The following is an 18042-nucleotide window of genomic DNA, read 5'->3' on the forward strand; positions in this document are numbered from 1 at the left end:
TTTATATGTTTAAACCATGAAACGAATTTCACAAACTACCCTGTTGTTAGCGGGACTGGGGGCGATTGCCATCGCCAGCGGTTGTAAAGCAGGTAAAACGGGGCAGGCGGCCACCGATGAAGATGCTGCCAAAAAAGTATACGTAGCGCCCGGCAAGCATGATGAATTGTACATGTTCGCTTCCGGTGGCTTCAGCGGCCAGATTGCAGCGTATGGTATTCCTTCCGGCAGGTTGCTTAAAGTGATACCTGTGTTTTCCCAGAACCCGGAAAATGGTTATGGCTACTCAGAAGAGACCAAACCAATGCTCAACACCTCGCACGGATTTGTGCCCTGGGACGACACGCACCATCCTGAACTTTCCAAAACCAATGGCGAAGATGATGGCCGCTGGCTTTTCATCAACGGCAATAATACGCCACGCATTGCCCGTCTCAACCTGGCAACTTTCAAAACGGAAGAAATTCTGGAGTTACCAAACGTTGCCGGTAACCACGCATCTCCATTTTGTACAGAAAATACCGAGTATATAGTAGGTAACACTCGTTTTAGCGTACCGCTTGATGGAGATAAGGATGTATCGATAGGTGATTTCAAAAAGAAGTTCAAAGGTGCCGCGACTTTTATCAAAGTAGATAAGAACACAGGCCGCATGAACATTGCCTTTCAATTGATTGTTCCTGGCTTTAATTATGACCTGGCACATGCCGGCAAAGGCCCCTCACATGATTGGATCTTCTTTACCTGTTATAATACGGAGCAAGCCAATACCTTGCTTGAAGTTAATGCCAGTCAACGCGACAAGGACTTTATCATGGCGGTGAACTGGAAAAAAGCAGAAGAGTTGGTGGCCCAGGGCAAGGGGCGTAAAGTGCCTGCTAAATACGCGCATAACCTCTATAACGAGCGCACCCACTCAGCTACTTCAGCCATGGAAAACGACGTGACCATGCTGGATGTAAAAGATTATCCGGGACTAATCTATTATATTCCCTGCCCAAAATCACCCCACGGTGTTGACGTGGAACCCAACGGCGAATACTTTGTAGCCAGCGGTAAACTGGCCGCGGTGATTCCTGTATTTTCGTTTAAGAAGATGCTTGGTGCTATTGACCAAAAACAATTTGAAGGGGATTTTGACGGTATTCCGGTATTGAAATATAATACTGTATTGGAAGGTGAAGTGCAAAAACCGGGTTTAGGTCCGCTGCATACCGAATTTGACGGTAAAGGTTATGCTTATACGTCCATGTTCGTGTCTTCAGAGATTGTAAAATGGAAAGTGGACACACGTGAGATCATCGATCGTATTCCAACTTATTATTCTATCGGCCACCTTTCTGTACCGGGCGGCGATTCCAGGCATCCATACGGTAAATATGTGATTGCATTGAACAAGATCACCAAAGACCGTTATCTGCCCACCGGTCCTGAGTTAACGCAATCTGCCCAGTTGATTGACATTACCGGCAACAAGATGAAACTATTGCTTGACTTCCCGACCATTGGTGAGCCGCACTATGCGCAGACCATACCGGCGGAGAAAATAGAGAAAAATTCTGTGAAGTTTTTTAAACTGGAAGAGAATGATAATCCATACGCTGCTAAATCAGAGAAAGAAGCCCGCGTAGTAAGAAAAGGCAACCGGGTGGATGTATACATGACTGCTATCCGGTCTCACCTGGCCCCGGACAATATAGAAGGCATAAATCAGGGTGATGATGTGTATGTGCATGTGACCAACCTGGAGCAGGACTGGGACGTTCCGCACGGCTTTGCCATCAAAGGTTCCAATAACTCAGAATTGTTGATCATGCCGGGCGAGACCGCCACACTGAAATGGGCACCTGACCGGACTGGTATTTTCCCATTCTATTGTACCGACTTCTGCTCTGCATTGCACCAGGAGATGTCTGGTTACTTTAGGGTATCGCCTAAAGGCTCAAACGTACCACTTACTTTCCACCTGGGAGAAAACCTGGCGGCAAGGTAATAGATCTTTTATTCAACGGGAGGGCCCTGTGTCCTCCCATTAATACCAATAATATGAAAACCGGTTCAAGAATAGCAATAGCTGCAGCCATGGTGCTGCTGCTAACAGCGTATTTTCTTCCTTTATGGGAGATTACCTTGTCCGCACCACAATACCCCGAGGGCCTGAGTATGGATATATGGCTGAATGGTATCACAGGAAACGTGCTGCAGATCAATGGGCTTAACCATTATATCGGCATGCAGCATATCGACCCGCAGAACTTTGCCGAATTTAAGATTGCCCCCTATGTGTTCGGGTTACTCATCCTGATCGGGTCGGTTGCTTCAGTAAAAGGCAGCAGAAAACTGCTGATTGGCTTGCTGGCGCTGATGATCGTTTTTGCCGCCACCGGATTTATTGATTTTTACCTATGGGAATACAACTATGGGCACAATCTTGATCCTCATGCAGCCATTAAAGTTGAAGGCATGTATTATCAACCTCCGCTGGTTGGGTATAAACAACTTCTGAACTTCCTGGCAGGGTCTTTTCCGGCTACGGGGGGGATGCTGATCGGCCTGGCCGGAATAATTACCGCTGCTACATTATACATCGAAATAAGAAATGGTAAAAGAAATGAAAAAGAGAGGAATGATCGTGCTGCTGGCGCTTTGGATCACCGCCTGCAGTCAAAAGCCTGAGGCCCTGCAATATGGAAAAGATGCCTGCGTACACTGTATGATGACAATTATGGACCGTAAATTCGGTGCAGAGATCGTAACTTCCAAAGGCAAGGTTTATAAGTTCGATTCTGCAGAGTGTATGCTGGGTTACATCAGCGAAAAACGTGGGCAGTTTGGCGATGCGGATACTTACCTTGTCGTAAACTACAAGTCAGGCGGTACACTTATGGATGCCCGCAAATGCACCTATATACATGACCAAAAGATCAGTTCTCCGATGGGCGGTAACCTCGCGGCCCTTGCTTCCGAACAAGAGGCGAAAATCTTTCTTGGCAACGGAAACGGGAAACTGCTGACCTGGAATGAACTTGTTAAATAAAAGATCGCATGAAAAGGATCTCGCTCATTTGTCTTTTTGCCGTGGCGGTAACTGTTGCTTCGCATGCACGTACACTTGTAGTGGCCGTGGATACTGCCCTGCCTGATTTAAAGGCAGCTGTTGCTGAGGCTGCCGATGGTGATACGATCAAGGTGAAGAAGGGGTATTATTATTCGTACAATACACTTATCACCAAAAGACTGACCATCATTGGCGATGGGTATCCTGTGCTGGACGCAAATTATAAAGAAGAGGTAGTGACTATCCTGACGAATGGTGTTACGTTCAGCGGCTTTGTGCTCAAAAACTCTAAAACCGGTTCGATGCGCGACTATGCCGGTATCCGCCTGCATAAGGTACACAATGTTACGATCAGTAATAACAGGTTAATCAATAACTTTTTTGGGATTTACCTGTCCGATTGCGATCATGTGTCTGTTATTGGTAATACAACCAGTGGCACTGGTACCGAGCTTACGGCCGGTAACGGCATTCATGCCTGGCAATGTCATGATGTTATCATTATGAATAATTATTCTACCCGCCACCGCGACGGTATCTACTTTGAATTTGTGAAAAAGAGCAGGATCATCAGTAATACCAGTGAACGGAACTTTAGGTATGGGCTGCACTTCATGTTTTCGGACGATGATCTGTATCAAAAAAACACTTTTCGCAATAACGGATCAGGTGTCGCGGTGATGTATTCCAAACGGATACGAATGTTTGATAATTTGTTTATTGAAAACTGGGGAAGCTCCATTTATGGTTTGCTGCTGAAAGATATTACCCGGTCTCAAATTGTTGGCAACCGTTTCGTTAGGAATACGACGGGTATTTACATGGAGGGTTGCAACCTCATGACGGCTAACAATAATACCTTTATCAATAACGGTTGGGCTATGCGTATACTGGCTAATTGTGAAAACGGCACGTTTGAGCGGAATAATTTCGAGTCGAACTCTTTTGATGTGACAACCAACGGGTTACTCAACCTTAATAAATTTGATCAGAACTACTGGGACAAGTATGAAGGTTATGATTTGAATAAAGATGGCACCGGTGATGTACCCTACCGGCCGGTTAGCCTCTATGCGCAGATAATGGAGCAAATTCCGCAAAGCGTGATGTTGATGCGGAGTTTTATGGTCAATCTTTTAGACAAGGTTGAACGGGCTATCCCATCTCTTACCCCTGAATCTGTTAAAGATATAAACCCTAAAATGAAACCATGGACACGTTAATTGAACTAAGCCACATTAAAAAGACATTCGGCAAATTGCAGGTGCTAAAAGATATTAGTTGTCATTTTGAAAGCGGCAACATTGTGTCTGTTTTGGGGCCGAACGCCTCCGGAAAAACAACCATGATCAAAAGTATACTCGGTATGGTTATACCCGACGAAGGCGACATCCGGTTTTGCGGAGCCAGAGTCAACAAGACTTTTGATTATAAAAAATATATCGGCTATATGCCGCAGATCGGGCGTTACCCGGATAATATGAAGATTGGCCAGTTGTTTGACATGATGCTTGATATTCGTAACTGCAATAAAATACCTGATACAGACCTGATTGAGGCTTACCGGCTCAAAAGTATGTACCATAAGCCTATGAGGACACTTTCCGGAGGTACCAGGCAGAAAGTGAGCGCCGCCCTTGCTTTTATGTTTAATCCTGACGTACTGATACTCGACGAACCCACAGCTGGTCTTGATCCCTTTGCCACCGAGATTTTAAAACAAAAGATCCTCGCCGAAAAAGCAAATAACAGGCTTGTGATCATCACCTCGCATATCCTTTCAGAGTCGGAGGAGTTAGCTGATACCGTGATGTACCTTTATGAAGGCAAGATCAAATTTTATGAGCCGCTGGCTGCGCTGCAAATGGAGACAGGTGAGCAGAAACTGGGTAAAATATTGACCCGATTATTAACTGAAGAACATGTTTAAGATAGCCAAATATATTATTCTCGACATCATACGCAGTAAGGTACTCATTGCCTACACGTTGTTGCTCGCTACCATTTGTACGGTCATCTTCCTGTCAGACAGCGATGTGATTAAAGGACTGGTAAGTATTACAACAATTGTGATGATCATTGTGCCGCTGGTCAGTATTATCTATGCAACCACCTATTATTTCAACGCCGCGGAGTTTACCGAATTGCTTGTTTCCCAGCCTATCAAACGCAGGGATATTTTATTGGGAGAATACCTCGGCATCAGTAGCTCTATCCTCGGCGCTTTTGTGCTCGGAGTTTGCCTGCCGGTTGCTTTGTTTGCACTCTCAGCTACGGGCATCACCCTAATGGTTGCCGGAGGTTTGGTAACCTTAAGTTTTACTTCGCTCGCTTTCTGGGCTTCCACTAAAACCAGGGATAAATCAAAGGGGATTGGGCTTGCGCTAATGATTTGGTTCTATGCGGCCATTATTTATGATGCCCTGGTGCTGTTGTTCCTGTTCACCTTTAGCGATTATCCGTTGGAAAAAGCCATGATTGTGCTCACGGCTTTAAATCCCGTAGACCTGGCAAGGATCATGATCTTGTTAAAACTGGATATTTCTGCTCTGATGGGTTACACCGGCGCGCTTTACCGACAGTTTTTCGGAAGCGGTACAGGCATTGCCTTCAGTGTTTCGATGCTATTTATCTGGTCTGTTTTACCCGTACTACTGGCGCTTAAAATTTTCTCCAAAAAAGATCTGTAAGATGTTTCGCCGTTTCACCGCCATATTACTCCTATTCTCGGTACTGGTTATGAACCTGAACTCGCTATGGCTTTATGCGGGGTTCCGGCTCAACCAGGATTATATTGCGGCAAAACTTTGCGCCAATAAGTCAAGGCCCATGCTACACTGCAACGGCAGGTGTTTCCTGAGCAAACAGCTTAAAAAGGCTAATAGTGAAGAGAAAAGCAACGAAAACCGAACCGTTAAAGAAATTATTTTTGAGGCTTATTATCACGGCGTTAATCAATTTACTGTACACATCAAACTGCTGGCCATTTTTACCTCCCTGGTAAGCTTCGCCCTGCTGCTTCGCCCGCTCGGAGCTATCTTTCGGCCGCCCGCTGCATCTTCAGTTCACCGCTACATGCTCTCCTGAGCAAATTCAATTTTGGTTTAACAAGAAGATGTTTAAAAATGAAATACTTTATCGTGTTCTGCTTTGCTATTGCCTTTACTTTACAGGCATCAGCGCAAAAAATACGGGGTGTTGTTGTCGATGCCCAAACCCAGGCACCCGTTGTCGGTGCCAGTATCCGTGTCAAAGGAAGCAAGCTGGGTACCTCAACTGATTTATCAGGCAAATTTATATTGGCGCATAAAAATAAAACTGATTCCCTAATGGTTAGCTGTACCGGTTATGGTACTTGCTGTATCAGGTGCGATAGCTCGCTCACAGTTCAACTAAAACCGGTGATTGCCGGCCTGGAGGAAGTGGTGGTAACTGCGGGCCGCCAGGAGCAGCCCCGCAAGGATATACCGGCTGCAATCAGCAAGATAAGTTCAAATACCATCCGCGAAGCGCATGCAACCGCTCCTTATCAATTGTTGAATAAAGTTGCGGGGGTATATATGGTGAACCTCGGTAATGAGCAGCATACCATGGCTATCCGCCAACCGATTACTTACAACGCGCTTTATCTTTACATGGAAGATGGTATCCCGATCCGACCGACGGGCATATTCAATCATAACGCTTTGTACGAGATCAATACCGATGGTATCCGGGATATTGAGGTGATTAAGGGGCCAGCTTCGTCTTTATATGGCAGTAACTCAATAGGTGCGGCTGTTAACTTCAATACGGCAAAAGAGTCCGTAACCCCGGCAGGGCAAATCAATGTACAGGGAGATAAATACCATTACCTGCGGGCTGGTATTCAGGGAGGGCTCACGGCAGGAAAGGTTGGGTTTTATATGGCAGGATATGCCACACACCAGGAAAAAGGCTGGCAGGATTATACTGATTTTGATAAGTATTCGCTTTCTGCTAAAGTTAGCTATCCGCTGGGGGCCGACAGTAAGCTAACAGTATACGGTACCTATAATTATCTTAACACACAAACACCCGGAAACCTTGACAGTGCACGTTTCTATAACCGATCTTACAGTAGTAATCAGCGTTTTGCCTACCGCAGGGTGAACGCATTCCGGGCCAGCAGTCGTCTTGATCATAATTGGAATGATGATAATCACACCTTTCTAACGCTTTTTTACAGAAACAATTCCACCGGGCAATTACCCAGCTATTACATTTCTGATGTCCGCAACAATAAGGGCCAATACTTAAAGTCAACAGGTCAAATAAATGAGCTGAGTTTTTACAGCTTTGGCTTGCTTGCCCAGCATACGGTAAAGTTAAATTTTATGCACTCACAATTGATCGCAGGCATTTACCTGGATAATAGCCCAAGTTCGTTTTATGCTAACTTCCTGAATATTAAAAAAGATATTGCTGCTCAATATTATACCGGTTATATCAACACTGATTCGCTGATTGATAATTATAAGATTCACCTGTTTAATGCCGCATCCTATGTACAGTATATGGCAGAGCCGGTTAAGCGGATAAAAATTACTGCCGGACTGCGTTATGACCTGCTCGTTTACAATTTTGACAACCAGCTTCCTCCTTTAAAAACCAAGTACAAACAACAGGAGCATAATCGATATGATGTGTTGGCGCCCAAGCTTGGCGTAACTTATGACCTGCAGAAGGGGCGCGGCGTTTATGCCAATTTCAGTATGGGCTTTCAGCCGCCTGAAACTAATACCCTTTACAATTCCAGGCAATTAACACCGCTTAAACAGGCCACTTATAACAATTATGAACTGGGCGGCTGGACATCATTATTCTCTCAAAAGATCAGGTTTGAGCTAACTGCTTATTACTTGCAAGGGAAAGATGAGATCATCAGCTTGCTCCAGGCAGACAATACTACACAATATGCCAACGCTGCTGCTACTACCCACAAAGGCTTAGAGTATAACCTCCTGGTTGGCTCCGTAAAAAGCCTTGCCTTTCGCATCGGTGGAACGTTTGCGTCCCATACCTTTAATAAATATAGTGAAATTAGTGCCGGAAAATCCATCGGCTATGACGGTCATCAAATGACCAATGCGCCAAAATGGATTGCTAATTCGGAGATTACCTGGAAGCCCGCTTTTATCGCTGGCTTCAGAACCGGTGTTGAATGGCAACATTTGGGTAAATATTTTACAAATGCAGCTAATACCAAAACCTACAGTGGTTATGATCTTTTTAATTTACGCACTGCCTATCGCATCAGCAGCGGCAGCGCGAAGGGGCTGGAAGTTTGGTTTAATGTAATGAACCTGACCAATAAGCTATATGCAACTACTGTTACTGGAAATAGCTATGGGGATACTTATACGGCGGCCCCTCCGCGCACCTTTTCATTAGGTATCAGTCATTCTGTTTCAAAACTATGATCATGAAAAAAACATCCGTTGCGAATCCGGTTAGATTGCGATATATCATTCATTATCGTGAAATCACGGTATATCAAAAAGCTTAAAAAAATATGTTAATTACAAATATTTGACTGTTAATTGCTTAACAAATGGCACGTGTTTGGTGTTATGGATAGTAAATTACCACATCACTAACGCTAAACAACCCAAACATGTCAAAAAAAGTAGCCGAGCAACTTGTAGAAATGCTGATACAGGCCGGCATCAAACGTATTTACGCCATTACCGGCGATAGTTTAAACGAACTTAATGATGCCGTACGCAGAACGCCCGAATTAAAATGGATCCACGTACGCAATGAAGAAGCAGGCGCTTTTGCAGCTTCGGCCGATGCGCAACTGAGCGGGCTTGCCTGTTGTGCAGGAAGCAGTGGTCCCGGGCATGTGCACCTGGTGAATGGCCTTTATGATGCTCACCGGTCAGGAGCACCTGTTTTAGCCATAGCATCTACCTGTGCTACTAAAGAGTTTGGCAGTAACTACTTCCAGGAAACCAATGTTATCAAGCTTTTTGATGACTGCAGTTACTATAACCAGGTGGCTGCCAACAACAAGCAAGTACCCCGTATGGCACAGGCGGCTATCCAAACCGCTATTCAGCGCAAAGGGGTTGGCGTATTGGGTTTACCGGGCGATGTGGCAGGGGAGGATGCTGTTGAAATCGATTCGTCGGTAAATAACTTTTTTTGCAAAGCCAACATTACCCCGGTATGGGAAGAATTGGTGCAGCTGGCCGACCTGATTAACCGATACCCCAAAGTTTGCATTTTTGGCGGGATAGGCTGTGCCGGTGCTCATGATGAAGTGGTTGAACTGGCGGCACTGATCAAAGCGCCGGTTGGTTATTCGTTCCGTGGTAAAATGTTTTTGGAGCATGATAACCCCTACGAGGTAGGCATGACCGGCCTGCTTGGCTTGCCTGCTGCCTATCATAGTATGCACGAAAGTGATCTGGTTATCCTGCTTGGCACCGATTTTCCTTACACACCCTTTTATCCCCAGGACAAAAAGATAGTGCAGATTGACATCAAGCCTGAAAATCTTGGTCGCCGGGCAAAATTAACGATGGGGCTTTATGGTGATATAAAATCTACAATTAAAGCATTGATCCCTTTAATTAAAGAAAAAACCGACAACAGCTTTTTAGATGCGCAATTGCATGTACATGCTAAAGTAAAAGAGCAACAGCAAGCCTATATTAAGGATTTTGGTGAACATGATGCTATTCATCCCGAAGCTTTAGCCGCTATTGTAGACGAATATGCTTCTGTTGATGCCATTTTTACCTGCGATACCGGGATGTGTAATGTTTGGAGTGCCAGGCATATCAGCGCTAATGGGAGGCGTTCGATGATCGGGTCGTTTGTTCATGGATCTATGGCTAATGCTATGCCGCATGCTATCGGCGCGGCGCTGGCCTGTCCCGACAGGCAGGTTGTGGCCATGTGTGGTGATGGCGGCATTTCCATGTTGTTAGGCGATTTAGCCACTATTAAACAATATGATCTGCCTATAAAGATCATTGTATTTAATAACAGGAGCCTTGGCATGGTAAAGCTGGAAATGGAAGTAATGGGCCTGCCCGATTTTGAAGTGGACATGCACAATCCTGATTTTACCATGGTCGCGGAGTCAATGGGCATAAAGGGGATCACCATAAACGACCCGCAGGACCTTGAGCAGGGCATAGCCGAAGCTTTTGCACACACAGGACCAGTTTTAGTAAATGTTTATACCGACGGAACTGCCCTTGCCATGCCGCCGCATATCGAACTTAAAATGGTTAAAGGAATGGCCGTCTCCATGACCAAAATGATGCTTGGCGGTAAATTTGATGAGGTTTTGGCTACCGTAAAAGGTAACTACAAGCATCTGCCCGAAATATTTGATTAATGGTGGCAATACGTATAACCGGGAGATGTATGCTGTTTATATCTTCCGGTTTTTATATCGATGACTTGATAGGAAAGCCTTTTTGACAATACCCGTCATAAGGTTAGCTACAAAAAGCAATTGCGCAGTCAGCAATACGGTTGTTGCAATAGTAATTATAGTGTTAATGTTGACTGCTTCCCGGATCTGGCCATCGGTATAGTATTTATGCGGACCGCGGATGGATAGCTGTGCGGAAAAATAAGAAATTATAATTAACGCAATCAATGTAACCAGCACGTGTCCCCATTTTAACCAAACTACAGGCAATATCGGTTCGGTTATTATATAAATAACCCATAAGATAAAAAATATTAGGCCTATTAAGCGGCATAAATGAACCGCTGATACTACGAAATAAGTATCATGAAGATTGATATCTATTGTTGCGGCAGTCGTAAAAAATGAAAGTATAATTGATAACAATGCCACAATCGCGAATATGTGCTGGGGACGGGTTTTGATGTTGAAGAAAGGATAAGGTTTCAAGGCGGTATATATGAATAAAAAGTGTTGACTTACAATTTCAAATGCGCAACAATGTTATTGTCCCTGATCTGTATAAAATTAATATGCTCATCAGCCGGATCGTAATCGATACTTAAAACAAGGTTATCTATTTTGTAATGGTCTACCAGGAAGGGTTTATCCAGTATCGGCGAATCTCCGTGTTTGGTTTGTGTTGGCTCACCTGCTTTTTTGAAGACCTCTTCACGGGTATCGTCAAATGAAATCTCAAATGGGGGCGCATATTGCAGATCCGGGTTAGGGTAAATATTCAGATGGGAGAATATTGCCGGCCGGGTTCTAAAACGATCAGTTCATCTTCGTCAATAACAGCATCCTCATTGGTGAACCCCAAATCGATACCCAATATTTCAGATCGCATGTAATCACTTTTTAAAATATTGTATGAGCTAAGATCAGTAAATGTATCCGCTAAAAATGCCTGGAAATTATCATCATAAAGATAGGAGCCGAATTGGTTTGTAAAATGGAGATAGGTGAACATTTGGCCGTTTCTTATTTGATTCATCAAAATTACAACAAATCAAAATAAAGCTACATTATGTTTTTTACTTTCGTTACATGATGATAATGCAGTTTGCTCCAGGTTTGTTTTTGAGGGAAGAAAATGATGATATCTTGATTGTTTCTTATGAAAACCCAATGTTATCCTTCGAAAAAACGATCCATTTAAATTCAAAAGCAATCATCCATAATGATCATCTAAAGACCAATATAGTTGATATTCGTTCAGATAGTCTGGTTTTTATAACAATTGATCAAGGTTCGCCCAGGGGAATTAACACCTGTTCTGAAATCTATGTTAAAAATGCAGAAGAAATCTGTTTGCTTTGCAGTTTTCGGGCGTTTGAACAAGTAAATGACCTTCGTAAAACAGGATGTTATAAGCTTACTGAATATATTGCAAACCGGTTAAAGGATAAATATGGCATCGAATGGGAATACAAAATATCGGTAGATACCCCTGAAAAAAAGAAACAGTTTAACATGAGCGTTTTCGTTATAATCCTCACGCTTATAGTAATTTTTGTTTTAATATACTACAGGCTAAAGTATGATATGAACCATCCTAAAATAAATTCCAGTCGTTGATGATATAAAGCAATTTATTTTTCTTCAGTAAATCGGGCTTCCTCTAAATTTCCCTACTTTTAAGCCCGTAATGGAAGCAAAAAATAACAAGAAAACCATTTGGGCCTGGTGCATGTTTGACTGGGCCAATCAGTCATATAATATCGTTATCACCTCTACTATTTTCCCGGCGTATTTTGTAGAGGTTACCAAGTTTAACTCGAAGAATACCCAGATGGTAACTTTTTTGGGGCACAGGTATGTTAATACGGTTTTATCAAACTATATTCTCGGTTTATCTTACCTTATAGTTGCGGCTATTTTGCCAATCCTTACTTCCATAGCCGATTACCGGGGCAATAAAAAATCATACCTGCAATTGTTTACCTGGTTGGGTAGCCTGGCCTGTGCGGGTTTGTTTTTCTTTAAGCCCGGCACAGGGTTGGAAATCCCGATGCTTTGCTTTGGTCTTGCTTCTATAGGTTATTGCGGTGGTTTTGTGTTTTATAATTCTTATCTCCCTCAAATAGCCACGCCCGATAAGCAGGATGCTGTGAGCGCCAAAGGGTTTATTTATGGTTATGTAGGCAGTATTGTAGTGCAGGTATTATGCTTTATCGTAGTGCTTGAACCTAATTGGTTTGGCATTACCGACGACTGGCTGCCTGCCCGGATCTCGTTCCTGATGGTTTTTGTATGGTGGATAGGTTTTTCCATTATCCCGTTCCGCATGTTGCCGAAAGGGCAGCCCAATGCGGGCAAGCATAGTTATAACGTGCTTACCGGCGGCTTTAAAGAACTGGCAAAGGTTTTTGGCAAAGTGCGCAAAATGCCGCTGCTCAAACGCTTCCTGGTGTCGTTTTTCCTTTACTCGGTTGGTGTACAAACCATTATGCTGGCTGCGGCTAACTTTGCTGCCAAAGAATTGCACATGCCCGATGCTGCCCTGATCTCTATTGTGCTCATCATCCAGGTGGTTGCCGTGCCCGGTGCATTGATCGCCTCCAAATCGTCGGAGAAATTCGGTAATGTACGCACGCTGGTAGGTTTGGTGGCTATCTGGTCGGCCATTTGTTTGTATGCTTACTTTATCACCAATTCTACCCAGTTTTATGTTGCCGCGGTGATCATTGGCATTGTAATGGGAGGGGTACAATCCTTGTCGCGCTCAACCTATTCCAAATATTTGCCCGAAAACATCCCGGATACGGCTTCATATTTCAGTTTTTATGACGTTACCGAAAAGCTGTCGATTGTGGTAGGCCTGTTTTGTTTTGGCTTTGTGGAAGCTGTGACTAATGAGATGCGCGACTCGACACTTGCCCTTGACGGCTTTTTTGTGTTGGGGCTTATTATGCTCATCGTGCTGATGTTTAAAGAAAATAAACTTAGCAAACAGCGGGTTGAAGTGGAGGCTTAAACAATTTGGCGGCAGGCTTGTACTATCAATAAATAAAATCATAAGCCATGATCCACACAGTTAACCACAACGTTACCGGCGATAACGGCACACAAAGAAATATCATTATTGAGCCGGTACTGCATCAATCAACAAATCATGAATTAAATGCCACCGGCTTGTACAAACTTTATAAAGGTGGGGCCGATGGGGAAGCTACGCTTTTTGAAATTCAGGAGATAGCTCCCGAAATTGGTGAAAGCAAGCCGCTGCTGGATGATAACAAAAATCCGGAATATTTAGGACAGATCCGCTTTGAGGGTGATGTTACTTCTAAATGGCATTATTCGGAAGGCACTTTATCGAATAATGAGCAGCAACAGGTGGTAGAGTTTATCCAAAACACAAATTAGTTAGTTTTTCTTTTTTCCTGCTGACATAGGGCTGTCACCATGGTTTGGTTACTTTGTATTGTAATCAAAAACAAAACATCAAAGCAATGGAAACTAACACAAATCAGCAATCAACAGAAACCGCAGCAGCATCTGTTTATACACCCGATCAACTTTTACAAAGCTGGCTTGGCCAGCGCCGGGTAACCCGCAGGGTTATAGACGCTTTTCCGGAGGATGCCTTATTTAATTATTCGATAGGTGGTATGCGCCCCTTTGCCGATATGGTTAAAGAGTTTATTAGTATGGGCGGGCCTTGTGTAAGAGGCGTTGTAACAGATAACTGGACACCAATTGCAGGTTTGGATCACCATACAGGTAAAATAGCAGCAACTACAAAGGCAGAACTGCTGCAACTTTGGGATGAGGCCACTGAAGAGATTGAAACCTATTGGCCGCAGATTACGCCCGAGCGTTTCCAGGAAACAGTACTGGCATTTGGCCAATATGAAGGATTGGTCAATTATATTTTACAGTACGTTATTGATAACGAGATCCATCACCGCGGCCAGGGCTATGTTTACCTTCGCACTTTGGGTATTGAACCACCCGCGTTTTATGACAGGAGCTAAGCCCGTTTTATAAAAAATAATCAAGGCTTCCCGAAAGGGAGGCCTTTTTTTATGATTGTCCCGGGCCAATGTTTGCGTTTTTATATCTTTAGCGAAGTGGTTCCTTTCAAATTTTAATAATGGCAATTATTCGTTCATTTGCCCTTTTTTTGCTGGCCGGTTTATTTGAGATAGGCGGCGGCTATTTGGTTTGGCTTTGGTTAAAAGAAGGTAAACCGCTTTGGTTTGGTATAGCGGGCGGGGTGATCCTGGCGCTTTATGGTATCGTAGCAACGTGGCAAACCGCCAATTTCGGCAGGGTGTATGCGGCTTATGGCGGTATTTTTATTGTACTGGCATTGATCTGGGCCTGGAAGGTGGATGGATTTAAGCCCGACCGTTATGATATTATCGGCGCTTTGATTGCATTGACAGGTGCTTGTATCATTGTTTATGCACCGCGCGGGCATTAAATCGGCCGTTAGCTGCCCATGGGTAAGATAACGACCGTTTTTATTTTTTTGAGGTAAAGTCTTTTAACTTATTTACTGATATTAGCAGCAACAAATCTAAGCCCATCATGAATAGCAGAAATTTCATTATTGCTGTATTTTTTGTTTTAAGTACAATAAAGGCATTTTGTCAGGCCCCCGTCCGGAGAATTTTTAAACGGCCTGAAACAAATCAATACAGATATGCCGGCCGCCAAACTGAATTTCCTGGCTGCGGTAGCAAAATACCCTGCGTTTCACGGCTCGTATCATTTTTTGGGAGTTATCTATTTAAATGATCATAAGCCCGATTCAGCCATCTGGTATTTAAAAAAAGCAGTTGAATTAAATACCAGAAATGTTAACCATACCGCAGAGTACAGCTATTCGCGCTTAATCGCAGCTTATATCAGTAAACAGGACTATGAAAATGCTTTTGCCTCCGCTTGGGACGCTTATAAACTATTCCCTAATTCGCAGGAACTGCAGTCAGGTTTAAAGGATGCCTGTCTTTGGGCATATTACACTAAAAATAATGAATTTGATCCTCAATATTCGTCTATTGACCCACGCGATGAATACGTTGTAAATAACGTGGATGAAGAGTATTTGATTGTAAGAAACTTGCGGGTAAATGATCGTAACTTACAGGTAGCAGGGCAAAGCCTTGCCAACAAAAAAGGATCGGCCTATGACGTTTTAACCTGTTCGGTAGAAGGTACTAATAATACGAGGAAAATTGATTTTAAAATAAACTGGGATATGGGTAAGTATTTCGGTGGTATAAATGGGCCAACTGCCGAAGTATCCGGCAACAAGCAAAAATCGATACCTGAAAGGGCAGGGGCTATGCTGGTTGCCGATAACAAAACAGATTTACCCGCGGCTATTAAAAAGATGCTTGGCGAAAGATAGGTGTTGTATTTAATTGGTGTTTTTTGCAGTTTCTAAAATTTGCATACATTTAGTGAGCAAATGGAAAATAAAAACAACAAAAAAACCATACGCGCCTGGGCTTTCTTTGATTGGGCCAACTCGGCGTATAACCTTGTCATCACTTCAACAATTTTTCCTGCATACTATGTAGCTATAACTACCAATCATGCCAATGGCGATAGGGTTAACTTTTTCGGGAAAAGCTTTGTAAATACTGCACTTTCCGATTATGCCTTATCTGCCGCCTACCTGGTAATGGTGTTGCTGCTACCCATATTATCGTCCATTGCCGATTATAAAGGCAATAAAAAGATCTTCATGCTGTTTTTTACGCTGCTGGGTTCGGCGGCTTGTTGCGCTTTGTTCAACTTTGATAAAGACCACCTGGAGATGGGTATCATTTGCTTTGCGCTGGCGGCTATCGGTTATAGCGGCGGTTTTGTGTTTTATAACTCATACCTGCCCGAAATTGCCACAGTTGATATGCAGGATAAGGTGAGCGCCAAAGGTTTTACTTATGGTTATATCGGCAGTGTGTTGTTGCAGCTTATCTGCTTTTTGTTTGTATTAAAGGGCGAATGGTTTGGCATAGTCGATAAAACCTTTGCTCCGCGCTTATCATTTTTGCTGGTAGGTTTATGGTGGATAGGCTTTGCCATGATCCCGTTTAGTGTATTACCTAAGGGCAGCCCCAACGCAGTAAGTCATAGCCATAATATCATAAAAGGTGGTTTTATTGAGCTGGGCCATGTTTGGAAAAAGGTTAAGGGGATGCCACTGCTAAAAAGGTTTTTGCCCTCGTTCTTTTTCTATTCCATGGGGGTACAAACCATTATGCTGGTGGCAACCGGTTTTGCTGCCAAAGAGCTTAAAATGGAAACTCCGCAGCTCATCACTATCATTTTAATTATTCAATTGGTTGCTATTTTGGGTGCTACGCTTATGTCGCGCCTGTCGGGTAAATACGGTAACGTAAGGGTTTTAATTAGTGTGGTGATCCTGTGGATCGCGGTTTGTATAGCTGCTTACTTTACCTATACACAAACACAGTTTTACATCATAGCAGTGGTGGTTGGTTTGGTGATGGGCGGTATCCAGTCCATGTCGCGCTCAACGTATTCAAAATATCTGCCCGAAAATATCCCCGATACGGCATCTTTCTTCAGTTTTTATGATGTTACCGAAAAACTGGCCATAGTAGGCGGGGTATTTAGCTTTGGTTTTTTTGAAGAAATAACCGGTAGTCCGCGAAATTCGGTTTTGGTATTGGGTGTATTTTTCATTGTTGGCTTAGTTTTGTTGTTTTCTTTGCTGAGGGCTGAACGAAACGTCAATAAAAATTTGGATTTTAGCGCCCGTTAACTAATTTGTGCCGATGAAGGTTGAATTGTTTATACCGTGTTTCATAGATCAGTTGTTTCCGGCAACTGCTTTTAATACTGTAAAATTGTTGGAGAAAGCAGGCTGCAAGGTTAGTTATAACCCGGCACAAACCTGCTGCGGTCAGCCGGCTTTTAATGCTGGTTTTTGGGATGATGCCAAAGAGGTGGGAAGCAAGTTTTTAAGCGATTTTTCGGAAGACAGTGTTATTGTTTCGCCTTCGGCCTCATGCACCGGAATGGTGAAGAATTACTATAACGATCTGTTTACCAATACGGCTGTTCACAATAAATGCAGGGCTGTTCAAGGGAATATCTACGAGCTATCAGACTTTTTGGTGAATATCCTGGAGTTTGATTATTTCGGCGCCGAACTTGATGGCAAGGCCGTTTATCATGATAGCTGTGCCGGTCTGCGCGAGTGCAAAATAAAGGATGAGCCGCGCCAACTGCTCTCTAAAGTACTCGGCCTCGAATTGTTAGACCTCAAGGATGGCGAGACCTGCTGCGGTTTCGGCGGTACATTTGCCGTTAAGTTTGATGGCATTTCAACCGCCATGGCGCAGCAAAAAGTAAATAACGCCCTTGATGCCGGTGCCGAGTACATTATCTCAACAGATACTTCATGCTTAATGCATATGCAGGGGTATATTGATAAAAATAATTTACCTATTCAAACCCTGCACATTGCCGATGTTTTGGCTTTGGGCTGGGGGAATGTGTAGTTAGGTTTTTTATCAATCGTATTTAGACATCGTTTAAA

At 43.5% G+C, this 18042-nt stretch carries 18 protein-coding genes; 17 read left to right on the top strand and 1 reads right to left on the bottom strand.

From position 1 onward, the window contains the following. Window positions 1–16 precede the first annotated feature (16 nt). The 9 genes from nosZ (at window position 17) to BLS28_RS06470 (ending at window position 10433) form a co-directional block, all read left to right on the top strand. Window positions 17–1993 (top strand): Sec-dependent nitrous-oxide reductase, encoded by a 1977-nt coding sequence (gene nosZ, locus BLS28_RS06430; RefSeq protein ID WP_091163658.1) that lies wholly within the window; start codon window positions 17–19, stop codon window positions 1991–1993. Between the two features lie 53 nt (window positions 1994–2046). Continuing rightward, window positions 2047–2676 (top strand): hypothetical protein, encoded by a 630-nt coding sequence (locus BLS28_RS06435; protein ID WP_176844386.1) that lies wholly within the window; start codon window positions 2047–2049, stop codon window positions 2674–2676. After that, entirely contained in the window at window positions 2612–3037 is a 426-nt protein-coding gene (locus BLS28_RS06440) for a nitrous oxide reductase accessory protein NosL (RefSeq protein WP_176844387.1), read from the top strand. Before BLS28_RS06435 ends, BLS28_RS06440 begins: the two co-directional genes overlap by 65 nt. Window positions 3038–3045: 8 nt before the next feature. Continuing rightward, window positions 3046–4281, top strand: a complete 1236-nt coding sequence (locus BLS28_RS06445) for a nitrous oxide reductase family maturation protein NosD (protein WP_091163664.1) — start codon at window positions 3046–3048, stop codon at window positions 4279–4281. Next, window positions 4269–4988, top strand: coding sequence for an ABC transporter ATP-binding protein (locus BLS28_RS06450; protein WP_091163667.1), 720 nt, complete (start codon window positions 4269–4271; stop codon window positions 4986–4988). The genes BLS28_RS06445 and BLS28_RS06450 overlap by 13 nt, the downstream gene beginning before the upstream one ends. Next, window positions 4981–5748 carry an ABC transporter permease subunit gene (locus BLS28_RS06455; protein WP_090525226.1) on the top strand — a complete coding sequence of 256 codons (768 nt, stop codon included), beginning with the start codon at window positions 4981–4983 and terminating at the stop codon, window positions 5746–5748. The genes BLS28_RS06450 and BLS28_RS06455 overlap by 8 nt, the downstream gene beginning before the upstream one ends. A gap of 1 nt (window position 5749) precedes the next feature. Beyond that, window positions 5750–6145: a hypothetical protein gene (locus tag BLS28_RS06460; RefSeq protein WP_091163670.1), complete on the top strand. Its 396-nt coding sequence runs from the start codon at window positions 5750–5752 to the stop codon at window positions 6143–6145. Window positions 6146–6183: 38 nt separating this feature from the next. Then, a complete protein-coding gene (locus BLS28_RS06465) occupies window positions 6184–8499 on the top strand; it encodes a TonB-dependent receptor domain-containing protein (protein WP_091163673.1) in 2316 nt (771 codons plus the stop codon). 194 nt (window positions 8500–8693) lie between these two features. Beyond that, window positions 8694–10433: a thiamine pyrophosphate-dependent enzyme gene (locus tag BLS28_RS06470; protein WP_091163676.1), complete on the top strand. Its 1740-nt coding sequence runs from the start codon at window positions 8694–8696 to the stop codon at window positions 10431–10433. Window positions 10434–11250: 817 nt separating this feature from the next. Here the strand turns inward: BLS28_RS06470 and BLS28_RS06480 are convergent. Further along, the gene (locus tag BLS28_RS06480; RefSeq protein ID WP_091163681.1) at window positions 11251–11508 is read right to left on the bottom strand and encodes a hypothetical protein; all 258 of its coding nucleotides are present in this window, start codon (window positions 11506–11508) and stop codon (window positions 11251–11253) included. A 53-nt stretch (window positions 11509–11561) separates the two neighbouring features. Here BLS28_RS06480 and BLS28_RS06485 point away from each other — a divergent pair, with 53 nt between their 5' ends. From BLS28_RS06485 to BLS28_RS06520, 8 genes are all read left to right on the top strand, one after another. Beyond that, on the top strand, window positions 11562–12092 hold the full coding sequence (locus tag BLS28_RS06485) for a hypothetical protein (RefSeq protein ID WP_091163683.1): 531 nt from the start codon (window positions 11562–11564) through the stop codon (window positions 12090–12092). A 70-nt stretch (window positions 12093–12162) separates the two neighbouring features. Further along, window positions 12163–13491: an MFS transporter gene (locus BLS28_RS06490; protein WP_091163685.1), complete on the top strand. Its 1329-nt coding sequence runs from the start codon at window positions 12163–12165 to the stop codon at window positions 13489–13491. A 47-nt stretch (window positions 13492–13538) separates the two neighbouring features. Continuing rightward, window positions 13539–13883 carry a hypothetical protein gene (locus BLS28_RS06495; protein ID WP_091163688.1) on the top strand — a complete coding sequence of 115 codons (345 nt, stop codon included), beginning with the start codon at window positions 13539–13541 and terminating at the stop codon, window positions 13881–13883. Between the two features lie 86 nt (window positions 13884–13969). After that, window positions 13970–14494: a DinB family protein gene (locus BLS28_RS06500; RefSeq protein WP_091163691.1), complete on the top strand. Its 525-nt coding sequence runs from the start codon at window positions 13970–13972 to the stop codon at window positions 14492–14494. A gap of 119 nt (window positions 14495–14613) precedes the next feature. Continuing rightward, on the top strand, window positions 14614–14946 hold the full coding sequence (locus BLS28_RS06505; protein WP_176844389.1) for a YnfA family protein: 333 nt from the start codon (window positions 14614–14616) through the stop codon (window positions 14944–14946). Between the two features lie 222 nt (window positions 14947–15168). Then, window positions 15169–15879, top strand: a complete 711-nt coding sequence (locus BLS28_RS06510; protein WP_091163695.1) for a tetratricopeptide repeat protein — start codon at window positions 15169–15171, stop codon at window positions 15877–15879. A gap of 60 nt (window positions 15880–15939) precedes the next feature. After that, window positions 15940–17262, top strand: a complete 1323-nt coding sequence (locus tag BLS28_RS06515; protein ID WP_091163697.1) for an MFS transporter — start codon at window positions 15940–15942, stop codon at window positions 17260–17262. Between the two features lie 13 nt (window positions 17263–17275). Then, window positions 17276–18004 (top strand): (Fe-S)-binding protein, encoded by a 729-nt coding sequence (locus BLS28_RS06520; protein ID WP_091163699.1) that lies wholly within the window; start codon window positions 17276–17278, stop codon window positions 18002–18004. Window positions 18005–18042 lie beyond the last annotated feature (38 nt).

Source organism: Mucilaginibacter gossypii (assembly GCF_900100945.1).
GTDB classification, from domain to species: domain Bacteria; phylum Bacteroidota; class Bacteroidia; order Sphingobacteriales; family Sphingobacteriaceae; genus Mucilaginibacter; species Mucilaginibacter gossypii.

What these genes read in the sequence shown, in the direction of transcription:
- BLS28_RS06500 (WP_091163691.1), top strand. Translation starts at nt 13,970, where the DNA reads ATGGAAACTAACACAAATCAGCAATCAACAGAAACCGCAGCAGCATCT.
- BLS28_RS06465 (WP_091163673.1), top strand. Translation starts at nt 6,184, where the DNA reads ATGAAATACTTTATCGTGTTCTGCTTTGCTATTGCCTTTACTTTACAG.
- BLS28_RS06435 (WP_176844386.1), top strand. Translation starts at nt 2,047, where the DNA reads ATGAAAACCGGTTCAAGAATAGCAATAGCTGCAGCCATGGTGCTGCTG.
- BLS28_RS06480 (WP_091163681.1), bottom strand. Translation starts at nt 11,508, where the DNA reads ATGAATCAAATAAGAAACGGCCAAATGTTCACCTATCTCCATTTTACA.
- BLS28_RS06440 (WP_176844387.1), top strand. Translation starts at nt 2,612, where the DNA reads ATGAAAAAGAGAGGAATGATCGTGCTGCTGGCGCTTTGGATCACCGCC.
- BLS28_RS06450 (WP_091163667.1), top strand. Translation starts at nt 4,269, where the DNA reads ATGGACACGTTAATTGAACTAAGCCACATTAAAAAGACATTCGGCAAA.
- BLS28_RS06520 (WP_091163699.1), top strand. Translation starts at nt 17,276, where the DNA reads ATGAAGGTTGAATTGTTTATACCGTGTTTCATAGATCAGTTGTTTCCG.
- BLS28_RS06455 (WP_090525226.1), top strand. Translation starts at nt 4,981, where the DNA reads ATGTTTAAGATAGCCAAATATATTATTCTCGACATCATACGCAGTAAG.
- BLS28_RS06485 (WP_091163683.1), top strand. Translation starts at nt 11,562, where the DNA reads ATGATGATAATGCAGTTTGCTCCAGGTTTGTTTTTGAGGGAAGAAAAT.
- nosZ (WP_091163658.1), top strand. Translation starts at nt 17, where the DNA reads ATGAAACGAATTTCACAAACTACCCTGTTGTTAGCGGGACTGGGGGCG.
- BLS28_RS06470 (WP_091163676.1), top strand. Translation starts at nt 8,694, where the DNA reads ATGTCAAAAAAAGTAGCCGAGCAACTTGTAGAAATGCTGATACAGGCC.
- BLS28_RS06495 (WP_091163688.1), top strand. Translation starts at nt 13,539, where the DNA reads ATGATCCACACAGTTAACCACAACGTTACCGGCGATAACGGCACACAA.
- BLS28_RS06505 (WP_176844389.1), top strand. Translation starts at nt 14,614, where the DNA reads ATGGCAATTATTCGTTCATTTGCCCTTTTTTTGCTGGCCGGTTTATTT.
- BLS28_RS06445 (WP_091163664.1), top strand. Translation starts at nt 3,046, where the DNA reads ATGAAAAGGATCTCGCTCATTTGTCTTTTTGCCGTGGCGGTAACTGTT.
- BLS28_RS06515 (WP_091163697.1), top strand. Translation starts at nt 15,940, where the DNA reads ATGGAAAATAAAAACAACAAAAAAACCATACGCGCCTGGGCTTTCTTT.
- BLS28_RS06460 (WP_091163670.1), top strand. Translation starts at nt 5,750, where the DNA reads ATGTTTCGCCGTTTCACCGCCATATTACTCCTATTCTCGGTACTGGTT.
- BLS28_RS06510 (WP_091163695.1), top strand. Translation starts at nt 15,169, where the DNA reads ATGCCGGCCGCCAAACTGAATTTCCTGGCTGCGGTAGCAAAATACCCT.
- BLS28_RS06490 (WP_091163685.1), top strand. Translation starts at nt 12,163, where the DNA reads ATGGAAGCAAAAAATAACAAGAAAACCATTTGGGCCTGGTGCATGTTT.